Origin of the sequence: Bifidobacterium avesanii (assembly GCF_009299475.1) — a bacterium.
In the GTDB taxonomy this organism is placed as follows: Bacteria; Actinomycetota; Actinomycetes; order Actinomycetales; family Bifidobacteriaceae; genus Bifidobacterium; species Bifidobacterium avesanii.
This window is the reverse complement of sequence record NZ_WBSN01000023.1, coordinates 1-22474: the sequence shown is the minus strand read 5'-3', so window position 1 is coordinate 22474 and position 22474 is coordinate 1. Positions and strand designations below refer to the sequence as shown.

General features: G+C 67.5%; 19 protein-coding genes. 10 read left to right on the top strand and 9 right to left on the bottom strand.

The window, feature by feature from the left end; translation table 11 throughout:
* Window positions 1-5 precede the first annotated feature (5 nt).
* The 3 genes from DSM100685_RS09555 (at window position 6) to DSM100685_RS09545 (ending at window position 4715) form a co-directional block, all read left to right on the top strand.
* Window positions 6-3458 (top strand): ATP-binding protein, encoded by a 3453-nt coding sequence (locus DSM100685_RS09555; RefSeq protein ID WP_163200871.1) that lies wholly within the window; start codon window positions 6-8, stop codon window positions 3456-3458.
* Between the two features lie 98 nt (window positions 3459-3556).
* A complete protein-coding gene (locus DSM100685_RS09550) occupies window positions 3557-4321 on the top strand; it encodes an SDR family oxidoreductase (protein WP_204314247.1) in 765 nt (254 codons plus the stop codon).
* Between the two features lie 160 nt (window positions 4322-4481).
* Window positions 4482-4715 (top strand): hypothetical protein, encoded by a 234-nt coding sequence (locus DSM100685_RS09545; RefSeq protein ID WP_152351108.1) that lies wholly within the window; start codon window positions 4482-4484, stop codon window positions 4713-4715.
* Between the two features lie 75 nt (window positions 4716-4790).
* On the opposite strand, the gene DSM100685_RS09540 is transcribed toward DSM100685_RS09545, so the two are convergent.
* Window positions 4791-5186, bottom strand: coding sequence for a hypothetical protein (locus DSM100685_RS09540; RefSeq protein WP_152351107.1), 396 nt, complete (start codon window positions 5184-5186; stop codon window positions 4791-4793).
* Window positions 5187-5240: 54 nt separating this feature from the next.
* Between DSM100685_RS09540 and DSM100685_RS09535 the strand changes: the two genes are divergently transcribed.
* Both DSM100685_RS09535 and DSM100685_RS09530 read left to right on the top strand, forming a co-directional pair.
* Window positions 5241-5714 (top strand): MerR family transcriptional regulator, encoded by a 474-nt coding sequence (locus tag DSM100685_RS09535; protein WP_152351106.1) that lies wholly within the window; start codon window positions 5241-5243, stop codon window positions 5712-5714.
* A gap of 29 nt (window positions 5715-5743) precedes the next feature.
* On the top strand, window positions 5744-6565 hold the full coding sequence (locus DSM100685_RS09530; protein ID WP_152351105.1) for a carboxymuconolactone decarboxylase family protein: 822 nt from the start codon (window positions 5744-5746) through the stop codon (window positions 6563-6565).
* A gap of 81 nt (window positions 6566-6646) precedes the next feature.
* Here DSM100685_RS09530 and DSM100685_RS09525 read toward each other — a convergent pair whose 3' ends face one another.
* The 3 genes from DSM100685_RS09525 to DSM100685_RS09515 all read right to left on the bottom strand — a co-directional run bounded on the left by DSM100685_RS09525 (window position 6647) and on the right by DSM100685_RS09515 (window position 10733).
* The gene (locus tag DSM100685_RS09525; RefSeq protein ID WP_152351104.1) at window positions 6647-7666 is read right to left on the bottom strand and encodes a cation diffusion facilitator family transporter; all 1020 of its coding nucleotides are present in this window, start codon (window positions 7664-7666) and stop codon (window positions 6647-6649) included.
* Window positions 7667-7799: 133 nt separating this feature from the next.
* Entirely contained in the window at window positions 7800-8915 is a 1116-nt protein-coding gene (locus DSM100685_RS09520) for a 5-methyltetrahydropteroyltriglutamate--homocysteine S-methyltransferase (protein WP_152351103.1), read from the bottom strand.
* A gap of 216 nt (window positions 8916-9131) precedes the next feature.
* Window positions 9132-10733: an ABC-F family ATP-binding cassette domain-containing protein gene (locus tag DSM100685_RS09515; RefSeq protein WP_152351102.1), complete on the bottom strand. Its 1602-nt coding sequence runs from the start codon at window positions 10731-10733 to the stop codon at window positions 9132-9134.
* Between the two features lie 119 nt (window positions 10734-10852).
* Between DSM100685_RS09515 and DSM100685_RS09510 the strand changes: the two genes are divergently transcribed.
* Window positions 10853-11221, top strand: coding sequence for a metallopeptidase family protein (locus DSM100685_RS09510; protein WP_152351101.1), 369 nt, complete (start codon window positions 10853-10855; stop codon window positions 11219-11221).
* Between the two features lie 76 nt (window positions 11222-11297).
* Here DSM100685_RS09510 and DSM100685_RS09505 read toward each other — a convergent pair whose 3' ends face one another.
* Both DSM100685_RS09505 and DSM100685_RS09500 read right to left on the bottom strand, forming a co-directional pair.
* The gene (locus DSM100685_RS09505; protein ID WP_240811903.1) at window positions 11298-12698 is read right to left on the bottom strand and encodes an MATE family efflux transporter; all 1401 of its coding nucleotides are present in this window, start codon (window positions 12696-12698) and stop codon (window positions 11298-11300) included.
* Window positions 12699-12992: 294 nt separating this feature from the next.
* The gene (locus tag DSM100685_RS09500; RefSeq protein ID WP_163200869.1) at window positions 12993-13937 is read right to left on the bottom strand and encodes an alpha/beta hydrolase; all 945 of its coding nucleotides are present in this window, start codon (window positions 13935-13937) and stop codon (window positions 12993-12995) included.
* 205 nt (window positions 13938-14142) lie between these two features.
* Between DSM100685_RS09500 and uvrA the strand changes: the two genes are divergently transcribed.
* Window positions 14143-17079: an excinuclease ABC subunit UvrA gene (uvrA, locus tag DSM100685_RS09495; protein WP_163200906.1), complete on the top strand. Its 2937-nt coding sequence runs from the start codon at window positions 14143-14145 to the stop codon at window positions 17077-17079.
* Between the two features lie 75 nt (window positions 17080-17154).
* Window positions 17155-19614 (top strand): excinuclease ABC subunit UvrC, encoded by a 2460-nt coding sequence (gene uvrC, locus DSM100685_RS09490; RefSeq protein WP_163200904.1) that lies wholly within the window; start codon window positions 17155-17157, stop codon window positions 19612-19614.
* A gap of 4 nt (window positions 19615-19618) precedes the next feature.
* Here the strand turns inward: uvrC and DSM100685_RS09485 are convergent, their stop codons facing one another.
* Window positions 19619-20125 (bottom strand): macro domain-containing protein, encoded by a 507-nt coding sequence (locus DSM100685_RS09485; protein WP_152351098.1) that lies wholly within the window; start codon window positions 20123-20125, stop codon window positions 19619-19621.
* Between the two features lie 102 nt (window positions 20126-20227).
* Here DSM100685_RS09485 and DSM100685_RS09480 point away from each other — a divergent pair, with 102 nt between their 5' ends.
* Together DSM100685_RS09480 and DSM100685_RS10995 are read left to right on the top strand one after the other, a co-directional pair.
* Complete coding sequence (locus DSM100685_RS09480; protein WP_152351097.1) at window positions 20228-20515, top strand: nucleotidyltransferase family protein; 288 nt, start codon at window positions 20228-20230, stop codon at window positions 20513-20515.
* Window positions 20516-20609: 94 nt separating this feature from the next.
* Window positions 20610-20903 (top strand): HI0074 family nucleotidyltransferase substrate-binding subunit, encoded by a 294-nt coding sequence (locus DSM100685_RS10995; protein ID WP_275576221.1) that lies wholly within the window; start codon window positions 20610-20612, stop codon window positions 20901-20903.
* Window positions 20904-21000: 97 nt separating this feature from the next.
* Here DSM100685_RS10995 and DSM100685_RS09470 read toward each other — a convergent pair whose 3' ends face one another.
* A complete protein-coding gene (locus tag DSM100685_RS09470) occupies window positions 21001-22323 on the bottom strand; it encodes an FtsX-like permease family protein (protein WP_152351096.1) in 1323 nt (440 codons plus the stop codon).
* Window positions 22324-22373: 50 nt separating this feature from the next.
* Window positions 22374-22474, bottom strand: a 101-nt coding sequence (locus DSM100685_RS09465) for an IS3 family transposase (RefSeq protein WP_152350281.1), incomplete at its 5' end; no start/stop codon positions are given.

Sequence of the window (22474 nt, the reverse complement as noted above, 5' to 3'; positions counted from 1 at the left end):
GACCGATGGCACAACGTGACGACATGGCGATGATCGCCGACAGGTGGATGCTCGAAAGCCGGCAGGTGGTCAACTGGGGATCGTACGACGGATGGCACGAATTCCGCCCGTCCATGGACCGCGAAACCCCCGTGACGCTGCTCGCCGGCGCCAGCGAATCCGGCAAATCCACGCTCGTGGACGCGCAGATCTCGCTGCTGTACCCCACGGGCACGCCGTTCAACAAGGCGTCCAACGCCGGCCGCTCCGAACGCAGCGACTACACGTACGTGCGCGGCATGCTCGGCTACGGGGGAGACGGCGGCGTCGAAACCCCGCTCTTCCTGCGCGGCCGCGACGCGGACGGACGCCCGCAGCCGGTATGGGGCGCGATCGTCGACACGTACGCCAACCGCACCACCGGACAGACGCTCAGCTGCGCGAAGTTCCTGTACCTCGCCGTCGGCGACGGCTCCGGCGACGTGCGACGCCAGTACGCGGTCCGGGACCGGGCCATCGACCCCCGGCTCATGGACCGCTACCGGGACGCCCCGTTCACGCCATCGCAGATCAAATCCACGTATCCCGGCTGCGAAACCTTCCCGAACGCGGACGCCTTCCACGCGCGCATCTGGCGCGTCATGGGCCTGAGCGCGGAGGCCTGCCGGCTGCTGCACAAGATCCAGTCCGCCGACGCCCCATCGCGCCTCGACGACATCTTCAAGCAGGGCGTGCTCGGTGTGCCCGAAGCGCTGGACCTCGCCAGGGCGGCCGTGGACGACTGGCGGCGCTACGACGAGAACTTCCGCTCCATGGACGACAAGGCCCGCCGCATGGCCAAGCTCAAGGACATCCAGACCGGCTACGGCGAATACGCGTCCGCGCTCGCCGCGCTGCGCGCCGGCGCCGACGTCGATCCGGACGGCGAACGCGGTCGATCGGCGATCGACGCATGGGCGATGCGCCGCATGGCCGAGGACGTGACCGCACAGCTGCCCGAGGACCAACGCGACGCGGAGCACGCGCGGCGGGAGCACGCCGCCGACGAGCGCACCGCCGACGACCTGCGCGAACGATGCGCGCAAATCGACGCGCAGCTCAACAACCGGGACGGCGGCTCGCTCGCCCGGCTCGAGACAAGGCTCGAACAGCTGCGCAGGGACCTCGCCGGCGCACGCGAACTCGGCGCACGCCTGTCCGCACGCTTCACCGCCGCCGGCGAAGTCATGCCCGAATCCGCCGACGCATGGGAGCGCACGCGCACCCGCATCGCGGATGAGGACGGCTCCTACCGCGACGATCTCGCCGCGCTCGACCAGCGCCGCTACGAGGCCCAGAGCGCGCGGCAGTCCGCCAAGGACGCGATGGAGACGCTGCGGCGCGACTACGACCGCCAGCGCAGCCGCCGCACCCGCATTTCGCAGGCCATGGACGACGACCGCGCGCTGCTCGTGAAGGCGACCGGCCTCACCGCCGCCGACCTGCCGTACGCCGCCGAGCTCATGGACGTGCGCGAGGAGAACGAGGAATGGCGCGGCGCCATGAACGTCGTCTACGGCTCGCTCGCGCAGACCATCCTCGTGGACAAACGCCACGAGCGGGGCTTCGCACGCAAGGTCAGCGCCATCGACCCGGCCCTTATGAACCGGCGCACGTGGACGTTCGTGGACACGGACGCCTCGGCTTCCACGGCCGGTGAAGCGGCGGAGGGATGGATGTCCGGCATGCTGCGCTACCGCGACGAATCCCCGTTCGCCGGCTGGCTCAAGACGCAGACCGGTTCCCGGCGCCTCGACGCCCGCTGCGTGGACGCCATCGACGACGCCGACCGCGACGAGCGTCAGGTGCAGCGCGACGGCCAGCTCAAATCCGCGGAACGCGGCTGGCACGGCACCAAGGGCCTGCGCCAGGTCATCGGATTCGTAAACGAGGCGTACCTGAGCCAGTTGCGGGACCGCATCGACGAGGCGACGGCGCGGGCCGACGACGCCGACCGCCGCTGGCATGAGGCCGACGCCGAAGCCGAGACACTGCGCGCCCGCCACGCCCTCGCCGAGGAGCTCGCCCACACGACGTGGGAGCAGGTGGACGCCGACGGTGCCGAACGACGCGTCGAGAAGCTCGAGGCCGACATCGACGCGCTGCGCAACGACCCGGAGACCGCGCGGCTGATCGCCATGAGGGACCGTGCGGCCAAGGACGCCGCGGACGCGCAGAGGGAATCGTCCCGTCTGAGCATCGAGGCGGAGCGGCTGGAGAACATGGCCAACGCGATGCGGGCGTGGCTCGACCGGTACCACGGGCGCTATGACGGGGTGGATGGTGCGTCCGGCGCATCCGCCGCGATCGGCGACGAGGCGGTCCGGGCGCTCAACGAATCCTACGACCGGGCCTTCGCCAGCATGCCGGAACGGGCCGACCGCGCGCATGCGATCGCCCTTGCCGAGGGCAACGTCGCGGCGAATGTCGTCGAGGCGATCGCCAAGGATGCGCGCAGCCGCGTCGCCGACCTGCGCAAGACGGCGGACGGTGCGCGCACGGCCGTCGAGTCGAGGATGGCGGCGTACCGCGAGCAATACGCGCCCGACGACGACGCGGTCACGGCGAGCGTGGCAGACTACCGGTACTATCTAGACGAGCTCGACGGCCTGGCGAAGCTCACCGCCGTCGCCGCCACGGCCGACGAGGTCGCCAACAGCCTCGACAAGATGCTCATGGACTTCACCCAGCTCGGCCGCGCGATCGACACCGACGCCGGCGACATCGCCGACCAGTTGGAGCGCATCAACCTGATGCTCCGGGACCAGCGCTTCGGCCCGCGCCACGGCAGGCTCGCCATCGGCGCGGACGTGCGCAGGCCGGACGCCGCGTTTTCCGGCCAGCTGCGCCGCGTCATCGGCATGCTCAACGAGTGGAAGGCGAGCCGCAACGCCGACCCGCAGGAAACCCGGCGCGTGTTCGCGCGGTGCCGGCCGCTCGTGGACCAGCTGGCCGAGGAACTGGGACGCGTGCGCGACGCGAACGGCATCAAGAGCTACGGCGCCCGCAACCTCGACCCGCGCTGCCGCTCCGGCTTCTACGCCATCGTGCACCACGACGACGGACCGGACGAGCGCATCAGCTCCACGGGCGGCAAGTCCGGCGGCGCGCTGCAGGAGCTCACGAGCTTCGTGTACGGCGCGGCGCTCATCTACCTGCTCGGCGGCGACGTGAGCGGACGGCCCACCTACACCACGCTGTTCCTCGACGAGGCGCTCATCAAGGCCGACGGCCGCTACACGCAGCGCGCGCTGTCCGTGCTGCCGCGCCTCGGCTTCCAGGTGATCGTCTCCGCGCCGGAAAGCAAGACCGCCGAAATCCTCGAAGTGGCGAAGAAGGCCTACGTCGCCTACCGCGACCCGGACACCGGCCGCTCCTACCTGCAGGAGATCGCCCCTGAAACGCTGGACGAGGCGGAGGAGGAGATCGACGCGGCGTGATGCGTCCGGGACGATAGAATCGGAACCGAATACCGGAGTCAAATCCGAGCCGGAACGGACGTACGTATGGGAGGCATGCGATGAGCGGAGCGAACGGCATGGCTGAGGAATCGAAGCGCGCGGTGGTGACGGGCGCGTCCAGCGGGATCGGCGCGGCGAGCGTGCGCGCGCTGGTGAGGGACGGCTGGAACGTGGTGGCACTGGCCCGCCGCGAGGAGAAGCTCAGGGCGCTGGTCGAGGAGGTCGGTCCGGCCGCGAGCTACGTGGTGTGCGACGTGACCGACGAGGGCTCCACGCAGGCGGCCGTGGACCGCATTCTGGCGAACGGCCCGGTCAAGGCGCTCGTCAACTGCGCCGGCGCGGCGTTCGGCAAGGACCCGGTTGCCACCGCCAATCTGGACGATTGGCGCAACATGTACGAACTCAATGTGATCGGCACGCTGCGCATCACGCAGAAGCTCCTGCCGGCATTGAAGCGGGCGCCCGGCGGCGGCACCGTGCTGGTGATCTCCTCGACGGCCGGCATCGAACCGTACGAGGGCGGCGCCGGCTACTGCGCGTCCAAGTTCGCCGAGCGCGTGATGGCCCGCGTGCTGCGCCTCGAGCAGATCGGCGAGCCCGTGCGCGTGATCGACATCGCGCCCGGCATGGTCCAGACCGACGAGTTCTCGCTCAAGCGCTTCGGCGGCGACGCGGAGCGCGCAGCGGCCGTGTACGCGGGCGTGCCGAATCCGCTCAAGGCCGAGGACATCGCCGAATGCGTCACCTGGGCGCTCGCGCAGCCTGACACGGTGGACATCGACCAAATCGTCGTCCGCCCGCGCGCCGAGGGCTCGTACACCAAGGTGTTCCGCGAGCGGTAGACGGTTCTCGCGGCGGGGTGCGTCGGTTGACCGCCCGACCACGGAATGCACGCATTTCGCGTGCCGCGGGCGGGAAACCGGCGATTCCCGTGGAAATGCGCGTCTTCCGTGGTCGGATATTACCGAATAGTATTGGTGGTGACGACGAAAGGAGTCGACGATGCCCGAGGAAAACGTGTTCATCATGGATGGCATCAAGACCCAGTGGGACGCCGACACCATGGTCGTGTCGGAACTCGGCTATGACCGCACCGCCATGCTGGACAACAACGGCAACATCCTGTCGTCCACGTTCGGCAAGGATGGCGATCCCTTCCTGCATCACTGGTTCGACAAGATGAAGCCCATGATTGATGACTTTCGCGCCATCGATCGGGAATACGCCGATGCCTGAGGTGTTCTTTCTCGCCGGGTACAGCGTGTACTTCAGCACGTTGGACCGGGAGCACGGTGTCCATGTGCATGTCGCTCAAGGCAACAGGAGGGATCTCGCCAGTTCGTGCTGCACGCCGACGGATCGGTGACGCTGTCGCATAACCACGGCAGGATCCCCGCCCGGCACATCCGGCTTCTGCATGCCGCCGTCGTCCGCAATTTCGACGATGTCGTCGCCGCGTGGAAGCGCCTGTTCGGCGACGATGCCCATTTTGACTGAGGCGCCCATCGGCCGCGCGGCAACGGAAGGGCGCTTTTTCGGGGAAATTGGCGCAATGCCGGCGGAGACGACCGGAAAAACGGGCTTCCGTTGCCGGACGGCGGTCGATCGTCCGTCGGCCAACCGCGTTTGATCGACCGTTTTCCAGTCGTTTGGCCAACCGCAGATCGACCGCCGGATGAATGCCGGACAGCCGATCCACCAGACCACGGCGGGCGTGTCGCCGGTTTACTTCGAGTGCTTGAAGTTCCTACAGTACGAAGCATGAGCACCGCAACCACCACCTGGCACACCATCCGCGAGGCGTCGCTGATCTCCGGCCTGCCCGAATCGACGCTGCGCTACTACGAGCAGATCGGCATCATCGACCCCATCGCGCGCGACCCGAGCTCCGGCCACCGCGCCTATTCCGATGCCGATCTCGAGGCGCTGACCACCATCTCCTGCCTCGCCGCGACGGGCATGCCGCTCGAATCGATGCGCGCCTACCTGAAGAACCGCTTCGACGGGCCGGAGGGCGCGCGACGCCAGATGGAGCTGCTCGACGCGCAGGCGCTCAGGCTCGCCGCCAAGGCCGAAAGCATCCGCATGCAGCAGGCGTACGTGTCGTTCAAAACCCTGTACTGGCGGGCCATCGCCGAGGGGCGCGAGGACGACGCGGAGCAGCTGCTCGTCGAGAACCGCGACATCGTGGAGAAGGTCAAGCGCATGCAGGTCGGCGGCAAGGCCGCGAAGTAGGACCGCGAAGCAATCAGAAAGGAACCACCGTGTTCGACGAACTGAAGAGCCGCATGAACAAGTTCTGGAGCAGCGACCGGACGCTGCAGGAGACCGACCCCGAATTCGTGGAGTTCTTCTCCAACTTCGCGTATGACGAGGTGATCCACGAGCCCGGCGCCAACCATCCGGACCTTGACGACAAAACCCGCTCGATGGCCATCCTCGCCACGCTGATCGGTTGCCAGGGCGTCGACGACTACGAACTCATGCTGCCGGTCGCGTTCGAGTCCGGCGTGAGCGCCGTCGAGGCCAAGGAGATCGTCTATCAGGCGGTGGCGTACCTCGGGTTCGGACGCGTGCTGCCGTTCCTCAAGAAGACCAACGAGGTGCTGGCCGCCATGAACGTGGCCCTACCTCTGAAGCCGCAGTCCACCACCACGCCGGAGACGCGCGGGGCGGCCGGCGAGCAGGCGCAGATCGACATCTTCGGCGAGCACATGCGCGGCTTCGCCCGGTCGGGCCCGGAGGAGACCCGCCACATCAACAAGTGGCTGGCCGGCAACTGCTTCGGCGACTACTACACGCGCGGCGGGCTCGACTACCGCCGGCGCGAGATGATCACGCTGTGTTTCCTCGCCGCGCAGGGCGGATGCGAGCCGCAGCTCACGTCGCACGCCGCCGCGAACATGCGCGTGGGCAACGGGAAGCCGTTCCTCATCGCCGTGGTCTCGCAGTGCATGCCGTACATCGGTTACCCGCGCACGCTCAACGCGCTGCGCTGCATCAACGAGGCGGCCGCGAAGACGGAGGCGCAGGCACAGACGCAGGCAGGAACGGACAAGGAAGACAAGACGGAAAAGGCCGACTGACCGCATGGCCATATTCCCGGCGTGGCTCCGGCGTGCCAAGCGTGCCAAGCGCGCCGATGCGGCGTATGGCCTCGGCGCCCGCTACGCCGCCTTGCGGTGGTCGGCGCGGAACACGTCGGGCTCCACGTAGATCTCGAAGCGGTACCACGGCAGCGCCTCGCGCACCGACCGCTCGATCTTGTCGACCGTCTCCACGTCGTAGTCGCGGTCGAGCTTCGAGGTCTGCACCTTGACGCACAGCAGGATGTCGTCCTCGGACATGTGCACGGTCTGCATGTTGAGCAGCCGTTCCACGCCCGGCGTGGAGGTGACCGCCTCGACGATGCGCCGGCGCTGGTCCTCGCTCACGGCCTCGCCGAGCAGTAGCGACCCGGACTTGGACGCGAGCAGCAGGGAGCCGACGATCAGGACCGCGCCGACCATCAGGCCGCCGACGGCGTCCCACAGCGCGTCGTCGAACGCGATGGCGAGCCCGATGCCCGTGCCGGCGAACGCCAGGCCGATCAGCGCGAGCGTGTCCTCCATGATCACCGACGCCAGCTCGGCCGACTTGGTGCGCCGCCAGAAGCGGAACACGCCCGTGTGCGGCGCGCCGGTGCGCTTCATGCGCTCGTTGGCCTCCTTGACGCTTTGGTGCAGGCCGTAGCCCTCAAGGCACGCGCTGACGCACACCACGGCGAACGCGACGAGCAGCTCCATCTGATTCGCGTCGTGCAGCGCGGGGTTTTCGCCCATGGCGATGAGGCGCTTGACCGCCTCGGACGTGGAGAAGAACCCGCCCACGAAGAACAGCAGGGTCGCCACGACGAACGAGGCGAGGTATTTGGCGCGGTACAGGCCGAAGGGATGGTCGCCGTCCGTCTTGTGTTTGGCGAACCGGTCGCCGGCCATGAGCACGATTTCGTTCGAGCAGTCCGCGACCGAATGGACCGACTCGGAGAGCATGGCGGACGACCCGGTGAACACGGCGGCGCACAGCTTGGCTACCGCCACGCCGATGTTGGCGAGCAGGGCCGCCTTGACGGCCGCGCCCTTGTGCTGGGATTGTCCGGACTGCTGGGATTGGTTGGTACTGTCGCTCGAATCGGACGATTCGTTCATGCGCTTGGTCACTCCTTGAAATGTGTTCCGGCGTTCGAGACCGGACAGCGCACATCATAGCGGACGGATCCGGACAAGCGGCCTCGTCGCCGCCGTCCGGATCCGCTCTCCAATGGGCGGTTTGCAGGGCCCGTCAGTCCTCGCCCCACACCTCGTCGGCGATGGACTTCACGAGCGCGATCTTGGCCCACTGCTGCTCCTCGGTGAGGTTGTTGCCCTCCTCGGTGGACGCGAAACCGCACTGCGTGGACAGGCACAGGCGCTCGAGCGGCAGGTATTGCGCGGCTTCGGCGATGCGCGCCTTGACGGCCTCACGGTCCTCCAGCTCGGGCTTCTTCGAGGTGATCAGGCCCAGCACCACCATCTTGTCGCCGCTGACCTTGGCGAGCGGCTCGAAGTCGCCGGAACGGTCGTCGTCGAACTCCAGATAGTAGGCGTGCGGGCGCTCCTCGCCGAACAGCACGTCGGCCACGGGCGCGTAGCCGCCGGCGGAGAACCACTGGGACTGGTAGTTGCCGCGGCAGATGTGCGTGTTGACGACCATGCCCTCCGGGGCGGCGTCGATCACGGCGTTGTTGATCGCCGCGTACTGGCGCTGCACGTCCTTGGGGTCGCGGCCGAACACGGAGTCGTGGAAGGCGGCGGAGACGAGCATGCCCCACGTGCAGTCGTCAAGCTGGAGCGCGCGGCATCCGGCGTCGTACAGGTCGCGGACCACCTGCGCGTAGGCGGCGACCAGCGCGTCGGCGAGCTCGTCGTCGTTGGCGTACGGGTTGTCGAACTGCTCCTTGGCGCCGGCCTGCAGCAGGAACAGCGTCTGGGCGGGGGAGGGAATGGTCTGCTTGGCGACGGTGTTGTCGTCCTCGAACTGCTTGACGAACCTGAAGTGCTCGACGAACGGGTGGCTCTCGCCGCCGATGCGTCCGTTCACCGCGGCGGTCTCCAGCACCTCGGCGCCGGCGGAGCCCTCCACGGCCACGGGGTTGGTGCCCTTGGCCACGCCCTGCAGGCCCCACATGAAGTCGAGGTGCCAGTAGGCGCGGCGGAACTCGCCGTCGGTGATCACGTGCAGTCCGGCGGCTTTCTGCTTGGCCACGAGGTCGGTGATCGCCCGGTCCTCCACGGCCTTGAGCGCGTCGGCGTCGATGCGGCCGGCTTCGAAATCGGCGCGGGCCCGCTTGAGCTCGGCCGGGCGCAGGTAGCTGCCGACCACGTCGGCGCGGAAGGGCGCGTTCTTCGCGTACGTCATGGATGTCCTTTCACTGGGTGTCGCTGGTCTCCGAACGCCGGCAGGCTGGTCCGGCCGACGTCGACCGATCGACTGTACCCCATGACGGGCCGCGTCGCCCGTCCGGTCTCACATCGTTGCATAGAGGGACACCGAATAACGCGTGCGTCGTCAAGGCGTACCGAGGGAAGGCGTACGAAGGTACGTCGACCGAGGAACAACGCAGACGACGCTCCGTTATTCCTCGGCCACCAGCTCGAGGTAGGAGTCGTTCCACAGATCCTCGTCGCCGTCGGGCATGAGCAGCACGCGCTCCGGGTTGAGCGCCTCCACCGCGCCCTCGTCGTGGGTGACGAGCACGATCGCGCCCTCGTACTTGGCGATGGCCTTGAGGATCTCGTCGCGCGAGGCGGGGTCGAGGTTGTTCGTGGGCTCGTCGAGCAGCAGCACGTTCGCGCGCGAGGTGACCAGCGTGGCGAGGGCCAGACGCGTCTTCTCGCCGCCGGAGAGCACGCGCGCCGGCTTCATCGCGTCGTCGCCGGAGAACAGGAAGCTGCCCAGAATGGAGCGGGCCTGCGTGTCGTTGAGTTCGGGGGCCACGTGCTGCAGGTTCTCCAGCACGGTCGAGTCGAGGTCGAGCGTGTCGTGCTCCTGCGCGAAGTAGCCGATCTTCGCGCCGTGGCCGTACACCACCTCGCCGGTGTCCGGCTCCTCCACGCCCGCGAGGATGCGCAGCGTGGTGGTCTTGCCGGCGCCGTTGTAGCCGAGGATGACCACGCGCGAGCCCTTGTCGATGGCGAGGTTGATGCCGGCGAACACGATGTTCGAGCCGAACGCCTTGGAGATGTCCTTGGCCATGATCGGCGTGCGGCCGCAGGGCGCGGGCTCGGGGAAGCGGATATCCGCCACCTTCTCCTTCCTCTGCGCCTCGGACGTGTTCTCGAGCAGCTTTTCGGCGCGGCGCATCATGTTCTGCGCGGCCACGGCCTTGGTGGCCTTGGCGTGCAGGCGGATGCCCTGCTTCATGAGGCGCTCGGCCTTCTTCTCCGCCACCTCGCGCTCGCGTCGGCGGCGCTCCTCGTCCACCGCGCGCTGGTGCAGGTACGCCTTCCAACCGAGCGAGTACATGTCGATCTGGCCGAGCTGGGCGTCCAGATGCCACACCTTGTTGACCACCTCGTCGAGCAGCTCGGTGGAGTGGGAGATCACGAGGAAGCCACCCTCGAAGCGCTTGAGGTAGCCGCGAAGCCATTCGATCGAGTCGGCGTCCAAGTGGTTGGTGGGCTCGTCGAGGATCAGCGTGTCCGCGTCGGAGAACAGGATGCGCGCCAATTCGATGCGTCGCCTCTGGCCGCCGGAGAGCGTGCCGAGCTCCTGCTGCATGACCTCCTGCGGCAGGCCCAGCGAGTTCGCCATGGCGATCGCCTCGGACTGCGCCGCGTAGCCGCCGGCCTTGTCGAAGTCTTGCATGGCCTTGTCATAGCGGTTCATGGCCTTGCTCATCACGTCCGGATCCGGGTCGGTCATCTCCTTTTCGGCCTTGCGGATGCGGCTGATGATCGCGGCGATGTCGCGCGCGCTCATCATGCGGTCGAGCGCCGACTGGGTCGGGTCGGCGGCGTGCGTGTCCTGCGGCAGGTAGCCGAGCTTGCCGGAGACGCGCACCTTGCCGGCGGAGGGCAGCATGTCGCCCGTGATCACGCGCGTGAGGGTGGTCTTGCCGGCGCCGTTGCGGCCCACCAGACCGATCTTGTCGCCCTTGGAGACGTGGAAGTCCGTGGGGTGCAGCAACGTGCGCGCGCCGATCTGAATCTCCAGACCCTGTGCCTCAATCGCCATAATCCGCCCTTCGCTTCCCTTGTGCTCGTACGTTCCTGTGTGGTTCATATGCGGCCGGTGCCGCCGTTGATGCCAACGGTCCATCATACCGAACCGTTCGACCGTCTACCATGGACGGCATGCACATGACCGACGCCGAATTCGAATCAGCCGTCGAGGAGGCCCTCGCGGGGGTCCCCGAACGATTCCGCCGCGCGCTGGACAACGTGGGCATCGCCGTGGCCGACGAGCCGGACGAGCGCGAGCGCGCCTCCATGCACGACCCGCGCGGCGAGCTGCTCGGCCTGTACGAGGGCGTGCCGATCACCCGGCGCACCACCGCGTACGGCGGCGTCATGCCGGATGTGATCACCGTGTTCAAGGGGCCGCACGAGCGCGTGTGCCGTTCGCGTGGGGAGATGGTGCGCGAGATCCGCAAAACCGTGCTGCACGAGCTCGGGCATTACTTCGGTTTTGACGACGACTACCTGCACGCGAGGGGATATTAGCGGGCCTGTTAGGTCAGAAATCGCGATGCCGTTTTGCCGTTCCTTGGAATTTCAACGATCCGCGGAAGGGACCTAGTCATTTCTGACCGGACCCCAGCAGGCGCTTCGCGTATGTGGCGAACAGCAGGCCCGCCACGATTGCGCTCGTCGCGTCCGAGACCGGCTCGGCCACGAACACGCCGAACGTGCCCAGCCCCAGCTCCGGCAGGGCGAGCGCGAGCGGCACCAGCAGGATGAGCTTGCGGAAGATCGCGAGGAACAGCGACGGCTTGGCCTGTCCCATGCCCACGAACGCGCACTGCACCACGTTCTGGATGCCGAACAGGCCCATGCCGCACACGAAGTACGGCAGCGTGCGCGTCACCACGCCGGCGATCGCCGGGTCGGAGGTGAACAGCGAGGCGAAGAACGCGGGGAAGATCGCGAACAGGGTGGTCATGGTGCAGTTGATGGCCACCTGCACGGCCATGGTGCCCCGGTACGCGCGGCGGACGCGGTCGTACAGGCCGGCCCCGTAGTTGTAGCCGATGATCGGCTGCACGCCCTGCGAGATGCCCTGCGAGAACACGAAGATGAGCTGCATGAGGCTCGTCATGATCGTCATCGCGCCCACGTACGCGTCGCCGCCGTAGCGCTGCAGCGAGGAGTTGAACACCACTTGGATCACGGACTCGGTGATCTGCATGATGAATGGTGAGACGCCCAGGAACAGCATGGGCCCGAGCAGCCGGGTGAAGCGCACGTTGCGGGCCTTCAGCCGGATCGCGCTGGAGGGCGAGGCGAGGAAATGGAGCACCCACAGCGCGGAGAGGGCCTGCGCGATCACGTTGGCCAGCGCCGCGCCGCGCACGCCCATGCCGAGCGCGAAGATGAACAGCGGGTCGAGGGCCAGCGAGCTCAGCGCGCCGATGAGCACCGAGACCATGGCCACGCGGGCCCGGCCCTGCGCGGTGATGAACGTGTTGAGGCCGAGCGACAGCTGCACGAAGACGGTGCCGGACAGGTACACGGTGAGGAATTCCACGGCGTACGGCAGCGTTGCCGGGCTCGCGCCGAACATCGTGAGGATCGGGGCCTTGAAGATCTGCAACGCGGTTGGCAGCGCGAGCGCGATGGCGATGATCGCCGCCACGGAGGTGCCGAGGTAGCGCTCGGCCAGCGTGCGGTCACCGCGCCCGAGCGCGATCGACGACAGCGGGCCGCCGCCCATGCCGACGAGCATGGCGAACGCGGAGACCGCGAGCGTGATGGGGAAGCACACGCCCACGCCGGTCATGGCGAGGTCGCCCACCTGGGGGATGTGCGCGAGGAACAGGCGGTCCACGATGGTGTAGAGCGCGTTGCACGCCTGCGCCACCACCGCGGGCACCACCAGGGACACGGCGAGGCGGCCGATCGGCTTGGTGCCGAGGTCGTCGCGGGCCGGGGCGGGGGTCGTCTTCGCCGGTGTTGCGCCGGATTGCGTCGTTTGCGTCACGGAGGGCCATTGTACGCGGGCCCCGGGCGCCTGCATACGTGAAAACTACGTTGTGGATTGATGATCTACGCGTGTGCCGGACGCCGCTCGGATGATAAATCCGATTTGTGCGGTGGATTTCGCGCGATGTGCGGTGTATGGCCACCGTGGTTATGCCGATTCGACGCGACCCATAGACGGCGAATCCGGGAAAACGACCGCACGAATCGGATTTACGCATGTAGTTTCCGACGACGGGACGGGAATCGGCCGTGGGGTCGCCCGACCGGGCCGATATGGTCGGGCGGCTCGCCGTCATCTGGCCAGATGACGCATGAAGAAGTCGCACATGGCCGCGTTGGTGCGCCGGCTCTCCTCCCAGTCCACCTCGGTGACGTTGAACACGTGGCCGAGCCGCCGGTCCTTGGGCCAGATCATGTCCTCGACCTCCACGCCGCGCGACCTGAGATAGCGCATGAGCCGCACGGACTGGTCGTAGAACGGGTCGGCGAGCCCGGTCATGACGAACACGGGCGGAACGTCCACGCCGTCCATGAAGCGCTCGAACGAGCGGTACGGCCGCCACGGCGCATGCGGGTCGCCGCCGCACATGACCTTGAGCAGCGCGCGGTCGGCCATTTCCAACAGCGGACTGGGCGGCTCCACGCGGTACGTGCCCTCGACCACCCCGTTGACGAGGCCGAGCGCGCGCACGCGGATCCCCGGCACGGGGTCGACGCCGAACGCCGCCTGCAGCCGCGCGGACCGGTTGACGCAATGAATCAGGGAGGCCAGATGTGCGCCCGCCGAATCGCCGGTCAAAAACACGTTGCCAAGGTCCAGACGCTCGTCCGCGGCGTGGCTTGCGAGCCAGCGCAGGGCGGCGAACAGGTCGCGCACCTGGCCGGCGAGGTCGGTGTCCGGCTGGTTGCGGTAGTCCACGTTCGCCACGGCGAATCCGCGTTCCGCCAGCCGCGAACAGTAGAAGCGGTTGACGTCAAGATGCCCGTGGATCCAGCCGCCGCCGTGCACGTCCACGATGAGGGGGAGCGGGGAGCGGCGGGATGCTGCCTCGGAGGGGCGCATGAGCTCGAGGCGGTGGGAGTCGTCGCCGTCGGGAAGATAGGGGACGGGCGCTTCAGCCGTCACGTCCTGCGGCACGGCAAGGCGGGATTCGCGCCGTTTCACGCCGGCGTCCACGAATCGCGCAAAGGCGCGGATCGCCGCGTCACGGACCCAATCGGGAGCATCGATCGCCATAATGTACCTCCACGGCCCACTGTAGTCCGCGACACACCGTCGAACATGCGTTCGAAATTTGTCCGTGATTCGGGTATCCTGAACCCAGACTTGCAGGCGTACGCGCGTCGGCGGACGCGCGGAACGCACGAAACGGCACACGAGGGGAGGAACCGTGGCAACCGGACGGACGGGCAAAGGCGGCGACGTGGTGGTGGAGCGCGTGATGACGAGCGACTCGTTCCTCACGCGCGAAATCAAGAAGGCGCCCATGAAGCGCACCGCGACGTCGCTCGTGGCGGACATCTCGCACATCCCCAACGACCTCAAGATCACCATCCAGGGCGCCCGGGAGCACAACCTCAAGAACGTGGACCTCGCCATCCCGCGCAACCGCATGGTGGTGTTCACCGGCCTGTCCGGCTCGGGCAAGTCGTCGCTCGCGTTCGATACGCTGTTCGCGGAGGGCCAGCGCCGCTACGTGGAGTCGCTGTCCGCGTACGCCCGCCAGTTCCTGGGACAAATGGACAAGCCGGACGTGGACTTCATCGAGGGCCTGAGCCCCGCCGTGTCCATCGACCAGAAGACCACGAACCGCAACCCGCGTTCCACGGTGGGCACCATCACCGAGATCTACGACTACCTGCGCCTGCTGTTCGCGCGCACGGGCGTGCCGCACTGCCCGGAATGCGGCGAGCCGGTCGCCTCACAGACCCCGCAGCAGATCGTGGACGCGCTGCTCGCCATGCCGGAGCGCACGCGCTTCCAGATCCTCGCGCCCGTGGCGAAGGGCCGCAAGGGCGAATTCGCGGAGCTGCTGGAGCTGCTGCGCTCGGACGGCTATTCGCGCGCGCTCATCGACGGCGAGATGCATCAGCTCGGCGACGACATCAAGCTCGCCAAGCAGAAGAAGCACACCATCGAGGTGGTGGTGGACCGCCTCGTCGTCAAGGACGGCATCCGCCAGCGCCTCACCGACTCGGTCGAGACCGCGCTCAAGCTCGCCAACGGCAGCGTCGTCGCGGATTTCGTGGACGAGCCGGAGGACTCGCCCGCCCGCCGCCGCCCGTTCTCCGAACACCGCAGCTGTCCGAACGGGCACACGCTCGAATTGGACGAGATCGAGCCGCGCACGTTCTCCTTCAACGCCCCGTACGGCGCCTGCCCGGTGTGCACGGGTCTCGGCTTCAAGCTGGAGATCGACCCGGAGCTCATCATCTCCGACCCGGAGAAGTCCCTGGCGGAGGGCGTGATCGAGCCGTGGTCGAACACCAAGATGACCTCCCAGTACTACGGGCACGTGCTCGAGGGCCTCGCGGACGAGATGGGCTTCTCCATGAACACCCCGTGGAAGGACCTGCCCGAGGAGGCCCGCAAGGCCATCATGTACGGGCGCGACTTCCAGGTGAAGGTCTCGTACCGCAACCGCTGGGGGCGCCTGCGCGAATACTCCACCGGATTCGAGGGCGTGATCCGCACGCTCATGCGCCGGCACGACGAGACCGACTCCGAATCCATGAAGGAGTACTACGAGTCGTACATGCGCGAGGTGCCGTGCCAGGCGTGCCACGGGCGGCGCCTCAAGCCGGAGGTGCTCGCGGTCACCGTGAACGGCGAGTCCATCGCGGACGTGTGCGACATGTCCGTCTCCCGCGCGCTCGCGTGGGTCAACGGGCTGAAGCTCGAGGGCGCGGCCGCCAAGATCGCCGGCGAGGTCCTGAAGGAGATCCGCGCGCGTCTGGGATTCCTCAACGACGTGGGCCTCGACTATCTGACCCTCTCTCGCGCGGCGGCCACGCTGTCCGGCGGCGAGGCGCAGCGCATCAGGCTCGCCACGCAGATCGGCTCGGGCCTGGTGGGCGTGATGTACGTGCTCGACGAGCCGTCCATCGGCCTGCACCAGCGCGACAACGAGCGGCTCATCGAAACGCTGCACCACCTGCGCGACCTCGGCAACACGCTGATCGTGGTGGAGCACGACGAGGAGACCATCGAGAAGGCCGACTGGGTGGTGGACATCGGCCCGGGCGCCGGCGAGCACGGCGGCGAGGTCATCTACTCCGGCCCCGCCGCGAAGCTCGTCGAGGCGCCGCGGTCCGTCACCGGCGACTACATCGCCGGCCGTCGCTCGATCGCCGTGCCGGACCACCGGCGCAAGGTGCGCAAGACGCACCAGCTGCGCGTGGTCGGCGCCCGTGAGAACAACCTCAAGAACATCAACGTGGCCTTCCCGCTCGGCGTGATGACCGTGGTCACCGGCGTCTCCGGCTCCGGCAAGTCCACGCTCGTCAACTCGATCCTGTACCCGGTGCTCGCGGACAAGCTCAACGGCGCGCGCATCGTGCCCGGCAAGCACACGCGCGTGGAGGGCATGGACCAGGTGCGCAAGGTCATCCACGTGGACCAGAACCCCATCGGCCGCACCCCGCGCTCCAACCCCGCCACCTACACCGGCGTATGGGACAAGATCCGCACGCTGTTCGCCAAGACGCCGGAGGCGCAGGTGCGCGGCTACGGCCCCGGGCGCTTCTCGTTCAACGTCAAGGGCGGCCGGTGCGAGGCCTGCCACGGCGACGGCACGATCAAGATCGAGATGAACTTCCTGCCGGACGTGTACGTGGACTGCGAAACCTGCCACGGCAAGCGGTACAACCGCGAGACGCTCGAGGTGAAGTACAACGGCAAGACCGTCTCGGACATCCTCGACATGCCCATCGAGGAGGCGGCGGACTTCTTCAAGGCGTACCCGTCCATCTCCCGCTACCTGAAGACGCTGGTGGACGTGGGGCTCGGCTACATCCGCCTCGGCCAGCCGGCGCCCACGCTGTCCGGCGGCGAATCGCAGCGCGTCAAGCTCGCCACCGAGCTGCAGCGGCGCTCCGACGGCAAGACCGTGTACATTCTGGACGAGCCGACCACCGGCCTGCACTTCGAGGACGTGAACAAGCTGCTCAAGGTGCTCGAGGGACTGGTGGACAAGGGCAACACGGTGATCGTGATCGAGCACAACCTCGATGTGATCAAGACCGCCGACTGGCTCATCGACCTGGGCCCCGAGGGCGGCGACGGCGGCGGCACGGTCGTCACCGAGGGCACGCCCGAGCAGGTGGCCGAATGCGCCGAGTCGTGGACCGGCAAGTTCCTCAAGCCCATGCTCGGGTGACGCCCGCACTCTGCATCGCACCGCAACCGCACCACACTGCACCATCCACGAAAGGAGACGCCCATGGCCTCGGGTATGCTGGAGCGCCACGCCCCGGACACGTGGCGCAAAACCGCGTCGGCGCTGCGTGACGCGGACGCGGCGGCGGGTGCGGCATCGGCCGCGGCGGGCGGCATGATGGGCGGCGACGCGAATGCCTCCATGGATGGCTCCGCAGCCGATTCCGCGAACGGCGCCGTGAACGATCCCGCCGCCAGGGCCGTCAACAAAAACGGGGCGCCGCTGCTCGGCGACTCGCGCGACCTGTTCCGTCCCAAGACCGGCGACATCCCGGCCCAGCCCGGCGTGTACAAGTGGCGCGACGGCGAGGGTCGCGTCATCTACGTGGGCAAGGCGAAGAGCCTGCGCAACCGTCTCACCAACTACTTCCAGCCGCTCTACCTGCTCCATCCGCGCACGCAGACCATGGTGCTCACGGCCCGCAGCCTCGAATGGACCGTGGTGGGCACCGAGCTCGAGGCGCTCACGCTCGAATACACGTGGATCAAGGAGTTCGACCCGCGGTTCAACGTGCAGTTCCGCGACGACAAAACCTACCCGTATCTGGCCATCTCGGCGGGGGAGGACTACCCGCGCGTGTGGGTGACGCGCAGCCGCAAGCGTCGCGACACCCGGTACTTCGGCCCCTACGCGAAGGTGTGGGAGCTGCGCCAGTCGCTGGACAAGCTGCTGCGCACCTTCCCCGTGCGCACGTGCACCGAGGCCGTCTTCCACAAGGCGGAGCTGACCGGGCGCCCGTGCCTGTTCGCGTCGATCGGCAAATGCTCGGCGCCCTGCGTGGGCCGCATCACGCCCGTCGAGCACCGGCGCATGTGCGAGCGGCTCGTGGGCGTGATGACCGGGCGGCTCGGCAAATCCTACGTGGCGCAGCTCACGCGCGATATGAAGGCCGCCAGCGCCGAACTCGAGTTCGAGAAGGCCGCGCGACTGCGCGACGAAATCCAGATGCTCCAGACCGTCATGCAGCAGAACGCCGTCGTGTTCGACCAGGACGTGGACGCCGACGTGTTCGGCCTCGCCTCCGACGAGCTCGAGGCCTCCGTGCACGCGTTCTACGTGCGCGACGGGTCGATCCGCGGCGAGCGCAACTGGGACGTCGAGCGCGTGGAGGACGTGACCGACGCCGAGCTCATCGCGGACCTCATCGTGCAGGTGTACTCGGACGCGAACGGCGAAGCCCAACGGGAGAGGACCGCCGATGCCGCCACCGCCATCCGCGAGCGGCGCGACGCGATCGGCTCCACGCAAACCCTCACCGCCGTGGACGCCGCATCCCGCGCGCAGGCCACCCGCGAACGCCACGAGCGGCAGGACCAGACCGGCCGCGCGGACCTGCTGGCGCCCATCGCGCCCGTGCCGCGCGAGGTGATCGTGCCGGTGGAGCCCGCCCGCCGCGAGGAGCTGGAGAGTTGGCTGTCGGGGCTCCGCGGCGCGGCCGTCACCATCCGCGTGGCCAGCCGCGGCGAGAAGAAGGCCCTCATGGACCGCGCGTCGGAGAACGCCAATCAGGCCCTGCAACGCGCCAAGATGAGCCGGATCAGCGACATGGGCGCCCGCACCGCGGCCATGAACGACGTGGCCCATGCGCTGGGGCTCAAGCAGGCGCCGCTGCGCATCGAGTGCTACGACATCTCCAACACCGTCGGCGGCGCGTTCCAGGTCGCCTCCATGGTGGTGTTCGAGGACGCCATCGCCAAGCGGGGCGAATACCGCCGCTTCGCCATCCGCGGCAGGGACGGTCAGGGCGCGGTGGACGATCTGAGCGCCCTGTACGAGACGCTCACCCGCCGGTTCAGGCACGGCAACATCGCCGGCGACACGGGCGAGAGCATGGACAACGAACGCCGTACGGAGCAAGCGACCGTACGGAACGGAAACGGCTCCGCGCGGAACACCGGATCCGCCGCATCCGCCGCCGCACCGGGGACCACGGTCGTCGCATCCGCGGACGGCGAGACCACCGTCGAACCGGTCGTCCAGCAGAACACGGACCGGCGCCACTTCGCGTACAAGCCGAACCTCATCGTGGTCGACGGCGGCAAGCCGCAGGTCATGGCCGCCGCCAAGGCGCTCGAGGACTGCGGCGTGGACGACGTGGCCCTGTGCGGCCTCGCCAAGCGCCTCGAGGAGGTCTGGGTGCCGGACGACGACTACCCGATCATCCTCAAGCGCCAGTCCGAGGGCATGTACCTCCTGCAGCGCGTGCGCGACGAATCCCACCGTTTCGCCATCACCTACCACCGCCAGACCCGCCGCAAGGGCGCCCTGCGCTCCGCGCTTGACGGCATCCCCGGCATCGGCGAGGCCTACCAGAAGCGCCTGCTCAGGCAGTTCGGCTCCGTGCGCGCCATGCGTGAGGCCAGCGTGGAGGAGCTCGAATCCGTCAAGGGCATCGGCCATGCCAAGGCACAGGCCATCTATGACGCGCTGCACACGGAGGGCGCGGAGACCGATTCCCAGTCACGTTCGGCTTGACGGACTAGATGGTCGTCGATCCGCCGAACAGGCACAGCCACACGCCAAGCCCATCGGCGGGCTCGACATCGTCATCGGAACGCCACCCCGCGAGGGAACGCCGGATCTCGTCTTCGGCCACGCGCATCGCCTCGTCCTTCGGATAGCCGTAGATGCCGCCAGAGATGAGCGGGAACGCAACGCTCGCGCAGCCCAGCCGGACGGCCAGCGCCAGCGAGTTGCGGTAGCAGGCGCGCAGTAGTTCCTCCTCGCCGTGCCCGCCGCCATGCCAGATCGGGCCGGCGGTGTGGATCACATACTGAGCGGGCAGCCCAAATCCGGGCGTCGCCACCGCATCGCCCGTGCGGATGGGGGAGAGGCGGTCGCACGCCTCCCGCAATTGCCGTTCGCCCGCCGCACGGAAGATCGCGCCGCACACCCCGCCGCCCATGAGCAGCCGCGTGTTCGCCGCGTTCACGATCGCATCCACGCGCATCGTCGTGATGTCCCGACGGACCAGCTGCAACGGCATGGCAGCTCCTTTCCCGAACCGACGCCCATTATTCCAGTCATCCCCGCTGCGGGAAAACCGTATGATGGAATCCGAACGGTCACCGGACGTCAGGAGGCGGTCATGGTCCCCATAGAGGACGTGTACGCGCAGATTCGCGACTTCGCCGCGCGGGAGGGGGCCCGCAAGGTCATCCTGTTCGGCTCCCGTGCGCGCGGCACCAATCGGCCGAAGAGCGACATCGACCTCGCCGTATCCGGATGCCCCGATTTCGACCGCTTGGAGCGCCGGCTGCAGGACGAACTGTGGTCGCTGCTCAAAGTGGACGTCATCAATCTTGATGCCCCGATCTCCGAATCGCTGCGGAGGGAAATCGAACGCGACGGAAGGACGCTCTATGAAAAAGTATGAGAATTACGCCTCGGCCCTTTGATCGCTCCGCCGGGCCCCGGAGCAGGATCTGACCAACGAATTCATTCAGAGCGGCGTCATCGACAAGTTCTAGCTGCAATTCAAACTCGGCTGGAAACTCTTCAAGGCGATGCTGTCCTATGAGGGGGATCCCATATCCGCGTCGGGATCTCCCCGAGACATGATCAAGGGCGCATTCCAGTATTACGACTTCATGGACGAATCACTGTGGCTGCGCATGCTGCGGGACCGCAACGACTCGGCGCACATGTACGACGAAAACCGAGCCAAACAACTTGTACAGACGATCCTCAACGATTACCTCCCCGAATTCGAGCGCGTGAACCGGGGCATGATCGACCGGTACGGGAAGATGCTGACCGTCTGATCCGTTCCGGAAAGTCAACGGACAGCCAAATACGGATGGAGGCATTCGGCGATCTGACCGAATGCCTCCGCCCAACGTGGCGAGTTGAAAAATCCCGTCAGCTCGTCAACCCCCGCGCCGGCTGGATCCGGACAGCGGCTCGCGAGGGAACGGCGCTCGCCAGCAGTCCGGCGATGAGGATGGCCGACACGAGCGCGCCGATCTGGACCCATGGCAATTGGACGGTGAACTGCCCGGTCATACCGCCGATTTGGGCCCGCACGCCGGCGATGCCCAGTGGCAGACCGATCAACAATCCAATAAGGGTGCCGATGATGGTCAGGGTCAGCGCTTCGATAGTGATCTCCGTGCGGATGACGCCGCGTCTGGTGCCGAGCGCGCGCAGCATGCTGATCTCGTTGGTCTGTTCGATGACGGATAAGGCGAGCTGGTTGGCGAGTCCGGTCAGGCTGATGATGACGGTGATGGCGAGCATCGCGTAGGAGAGCATGAGCAGCATGTTGAGCACGTTGAGGATGTCGTTGCTTTCTGCGATGCCACCGCCGACCGTGGCGTTCGGATCGGCCACGGCCAGCCGGTTGACCTGGCCGGCGAGCTTGGCGCGGTCGATGCCGGGTTTGGCTTTGAACCAGATCATGCTGGTCTTCAATGCCGGTTTGATGGTGTCGGAGTGCGGCAGTGCGGCGAGTTGGCCGTTGGTGATGATGACCGCGAGTTTCGGCGATTCGGTGAGTTGCGAGGCGTGCGCCCTGACCGTGACGGGAACACCGGCGACGGTGAGCGTGAGCGTGTCGCCTTCCTTGATGCCGATGGCGCTCATGTAGCGCGGGTGGATAAGCGCGACCGGCACACCGTTCTCCTCCCTGGCGCGCCACTGGCCATCCTTGGCAAAGACGGCGGCGGCCTTGTCGGGGATGACGTCGAGTATCCGGGGTGTGGTCTTCGCTCCGTCCGGCGTTTGGTCGATGGCGATGGTGCGTATCGGGTAGGAGCCTCGCGCGTCGGTGATTTCGCTGGCATGCTGCAGGACCTTGTCGGAGAGCGCATTGCCGTCCGGCGTGTAAAGGGCGGCGCCGACCGGGTAGCGGTGATCGAGGTCGGCGTTGATGGTGGCGGTGCCGGTGGCCGCTGCCGAGGAGAGCGCGGCGATCAGACTGATGCCGAACGCGACCGCGGTGACGGTACCGCCCGCGCGCCGCGCGTTCGCCGTCAGACTCGATGCAGCCAGTTTGCCCGCCAATCCGCAGACGGACAAGACCGCACCGATGACGGGCATGAGCATCGCGACGAGTCCGGGCAGGGCGAGCACCAATCCGAGCGCCAAGGCGAGTCCGCCAATCAGTGCGACGGGCATGTGGAAGCCGGTCGCACCGATCCATAGCAGCGCTACGCCGGCGATCGCGCACACTGCGCCGAACACGATGCGCGGAACACTGCCGTTATGGGGGGTGCGGACTTTTTCTTGGACGGCTACACCGCCAGCCCAAGGTGTCTGCGGTATTGCACCGGGCTCATCCAGCCCAGCGACTTCTTGATACGGGTCCCATTGTAATGGGACAGGTAGGCGGCCA

What these genes read in the sequence shown, in the direction of transcription:
- DSM100685_RS09480 (WP_152351097.1), top strand. Translation starts at nt 20,228, where the DNA reads ATGGTCCCCATAGAGGACGTGTACGCGCAGATTCGCGACTTCGCCGCG.
- DSM100685_RS09500 (WP_163200869.1), bottom strand. Translation starts at nt 13,937, where the DNA reads ATGGCGATCGATGCTCCCGATTGGGTCCGTGACGCGGCGATCCGCGCC.
- DSM100685_RS09510 (WP_152351101.1), top strand. Translation starts at nt 10,853, where the DNA reads ATGCACATGACCGACGCCGAATTCGAATCAGCCGTCGAGGAGGCCCTC.
- DSM100685_RS09545 (WP_152351108.1), top strand. Translation starts at nt 4,482, where the DNA reads ATGCCCGAGGAAAACGTGTTCATCATGGATGGCATCAAGACCCAGTGG.
- DSM100685_RS09485 (WP_152351098.1), bottom strand. Translation starts at nt 20,125, where the DNA reads ATGCCGTTGCAGCTGGTCCGTCGGGACATCACGACGATGCGCGTGGAT.
- DSM100685_RS09520 (WP_152351103.1), bottom strand. Translation starts at nt 8,915, where the DNA reads ATGACGTACGCGAAGAACGCGCCCTTCCGCGCCGACGTGGTCGGCAGC.
- DSM100685_RS09550 (WP_204314247.1), top strand. Translation starts at nt 3,557, where the DNA reads ATGGCTGAGGAATCGAAGCGCGCGGTGGTGACGGGCGCGTCCAGCGGG.
- uvrA (WP_163200906.1), top strand. Translation starts at nt 14,143, where the DNA reads ATGACGAGCGACTCGTTCCTCACGCGCGAAATCAAGAAGGCGCCCATG.
- DSM100685_RS09515 (WP_152351102.1), bottom strand. Translation starts at nt 10,733, where the DNA reads ATGGCGATTGAGGCACAGGGTCTGGAGATTCAGATCGGCGCGCGCACG.
- DSM100685_RS09555 (WP_163200871.1), top strand. Translation starts at nt 6, where the DNA reads ATGGCACAACGTGACGACATGGCGATGATCGCCGACAGGTGGATGCTC.
- uvrC (WP_163200904.1), top strand. Translation starts at nt 17,155, where the DNA reads ATGCTGGAGCGCCACGCCCCGGACACGTGGCGCAAAACCGCGTCGGCG.
- DSM100685_RS09525 (WP_152351104.1), bottom strand. Translation starts at nt 7,666, where the DNA reads ATGAACGAATCGTCCGATTCGAGCGACAGTACCAACCAATCCCAGCAG.
- DSM100685_RS09535 (WP_152351106.1), top strand. Translation starts at nt 5,241, where the DNA reads ATGAGCACCGCAACCACCACCTGGCACACCATCCGCGAGGCGTCGCTG.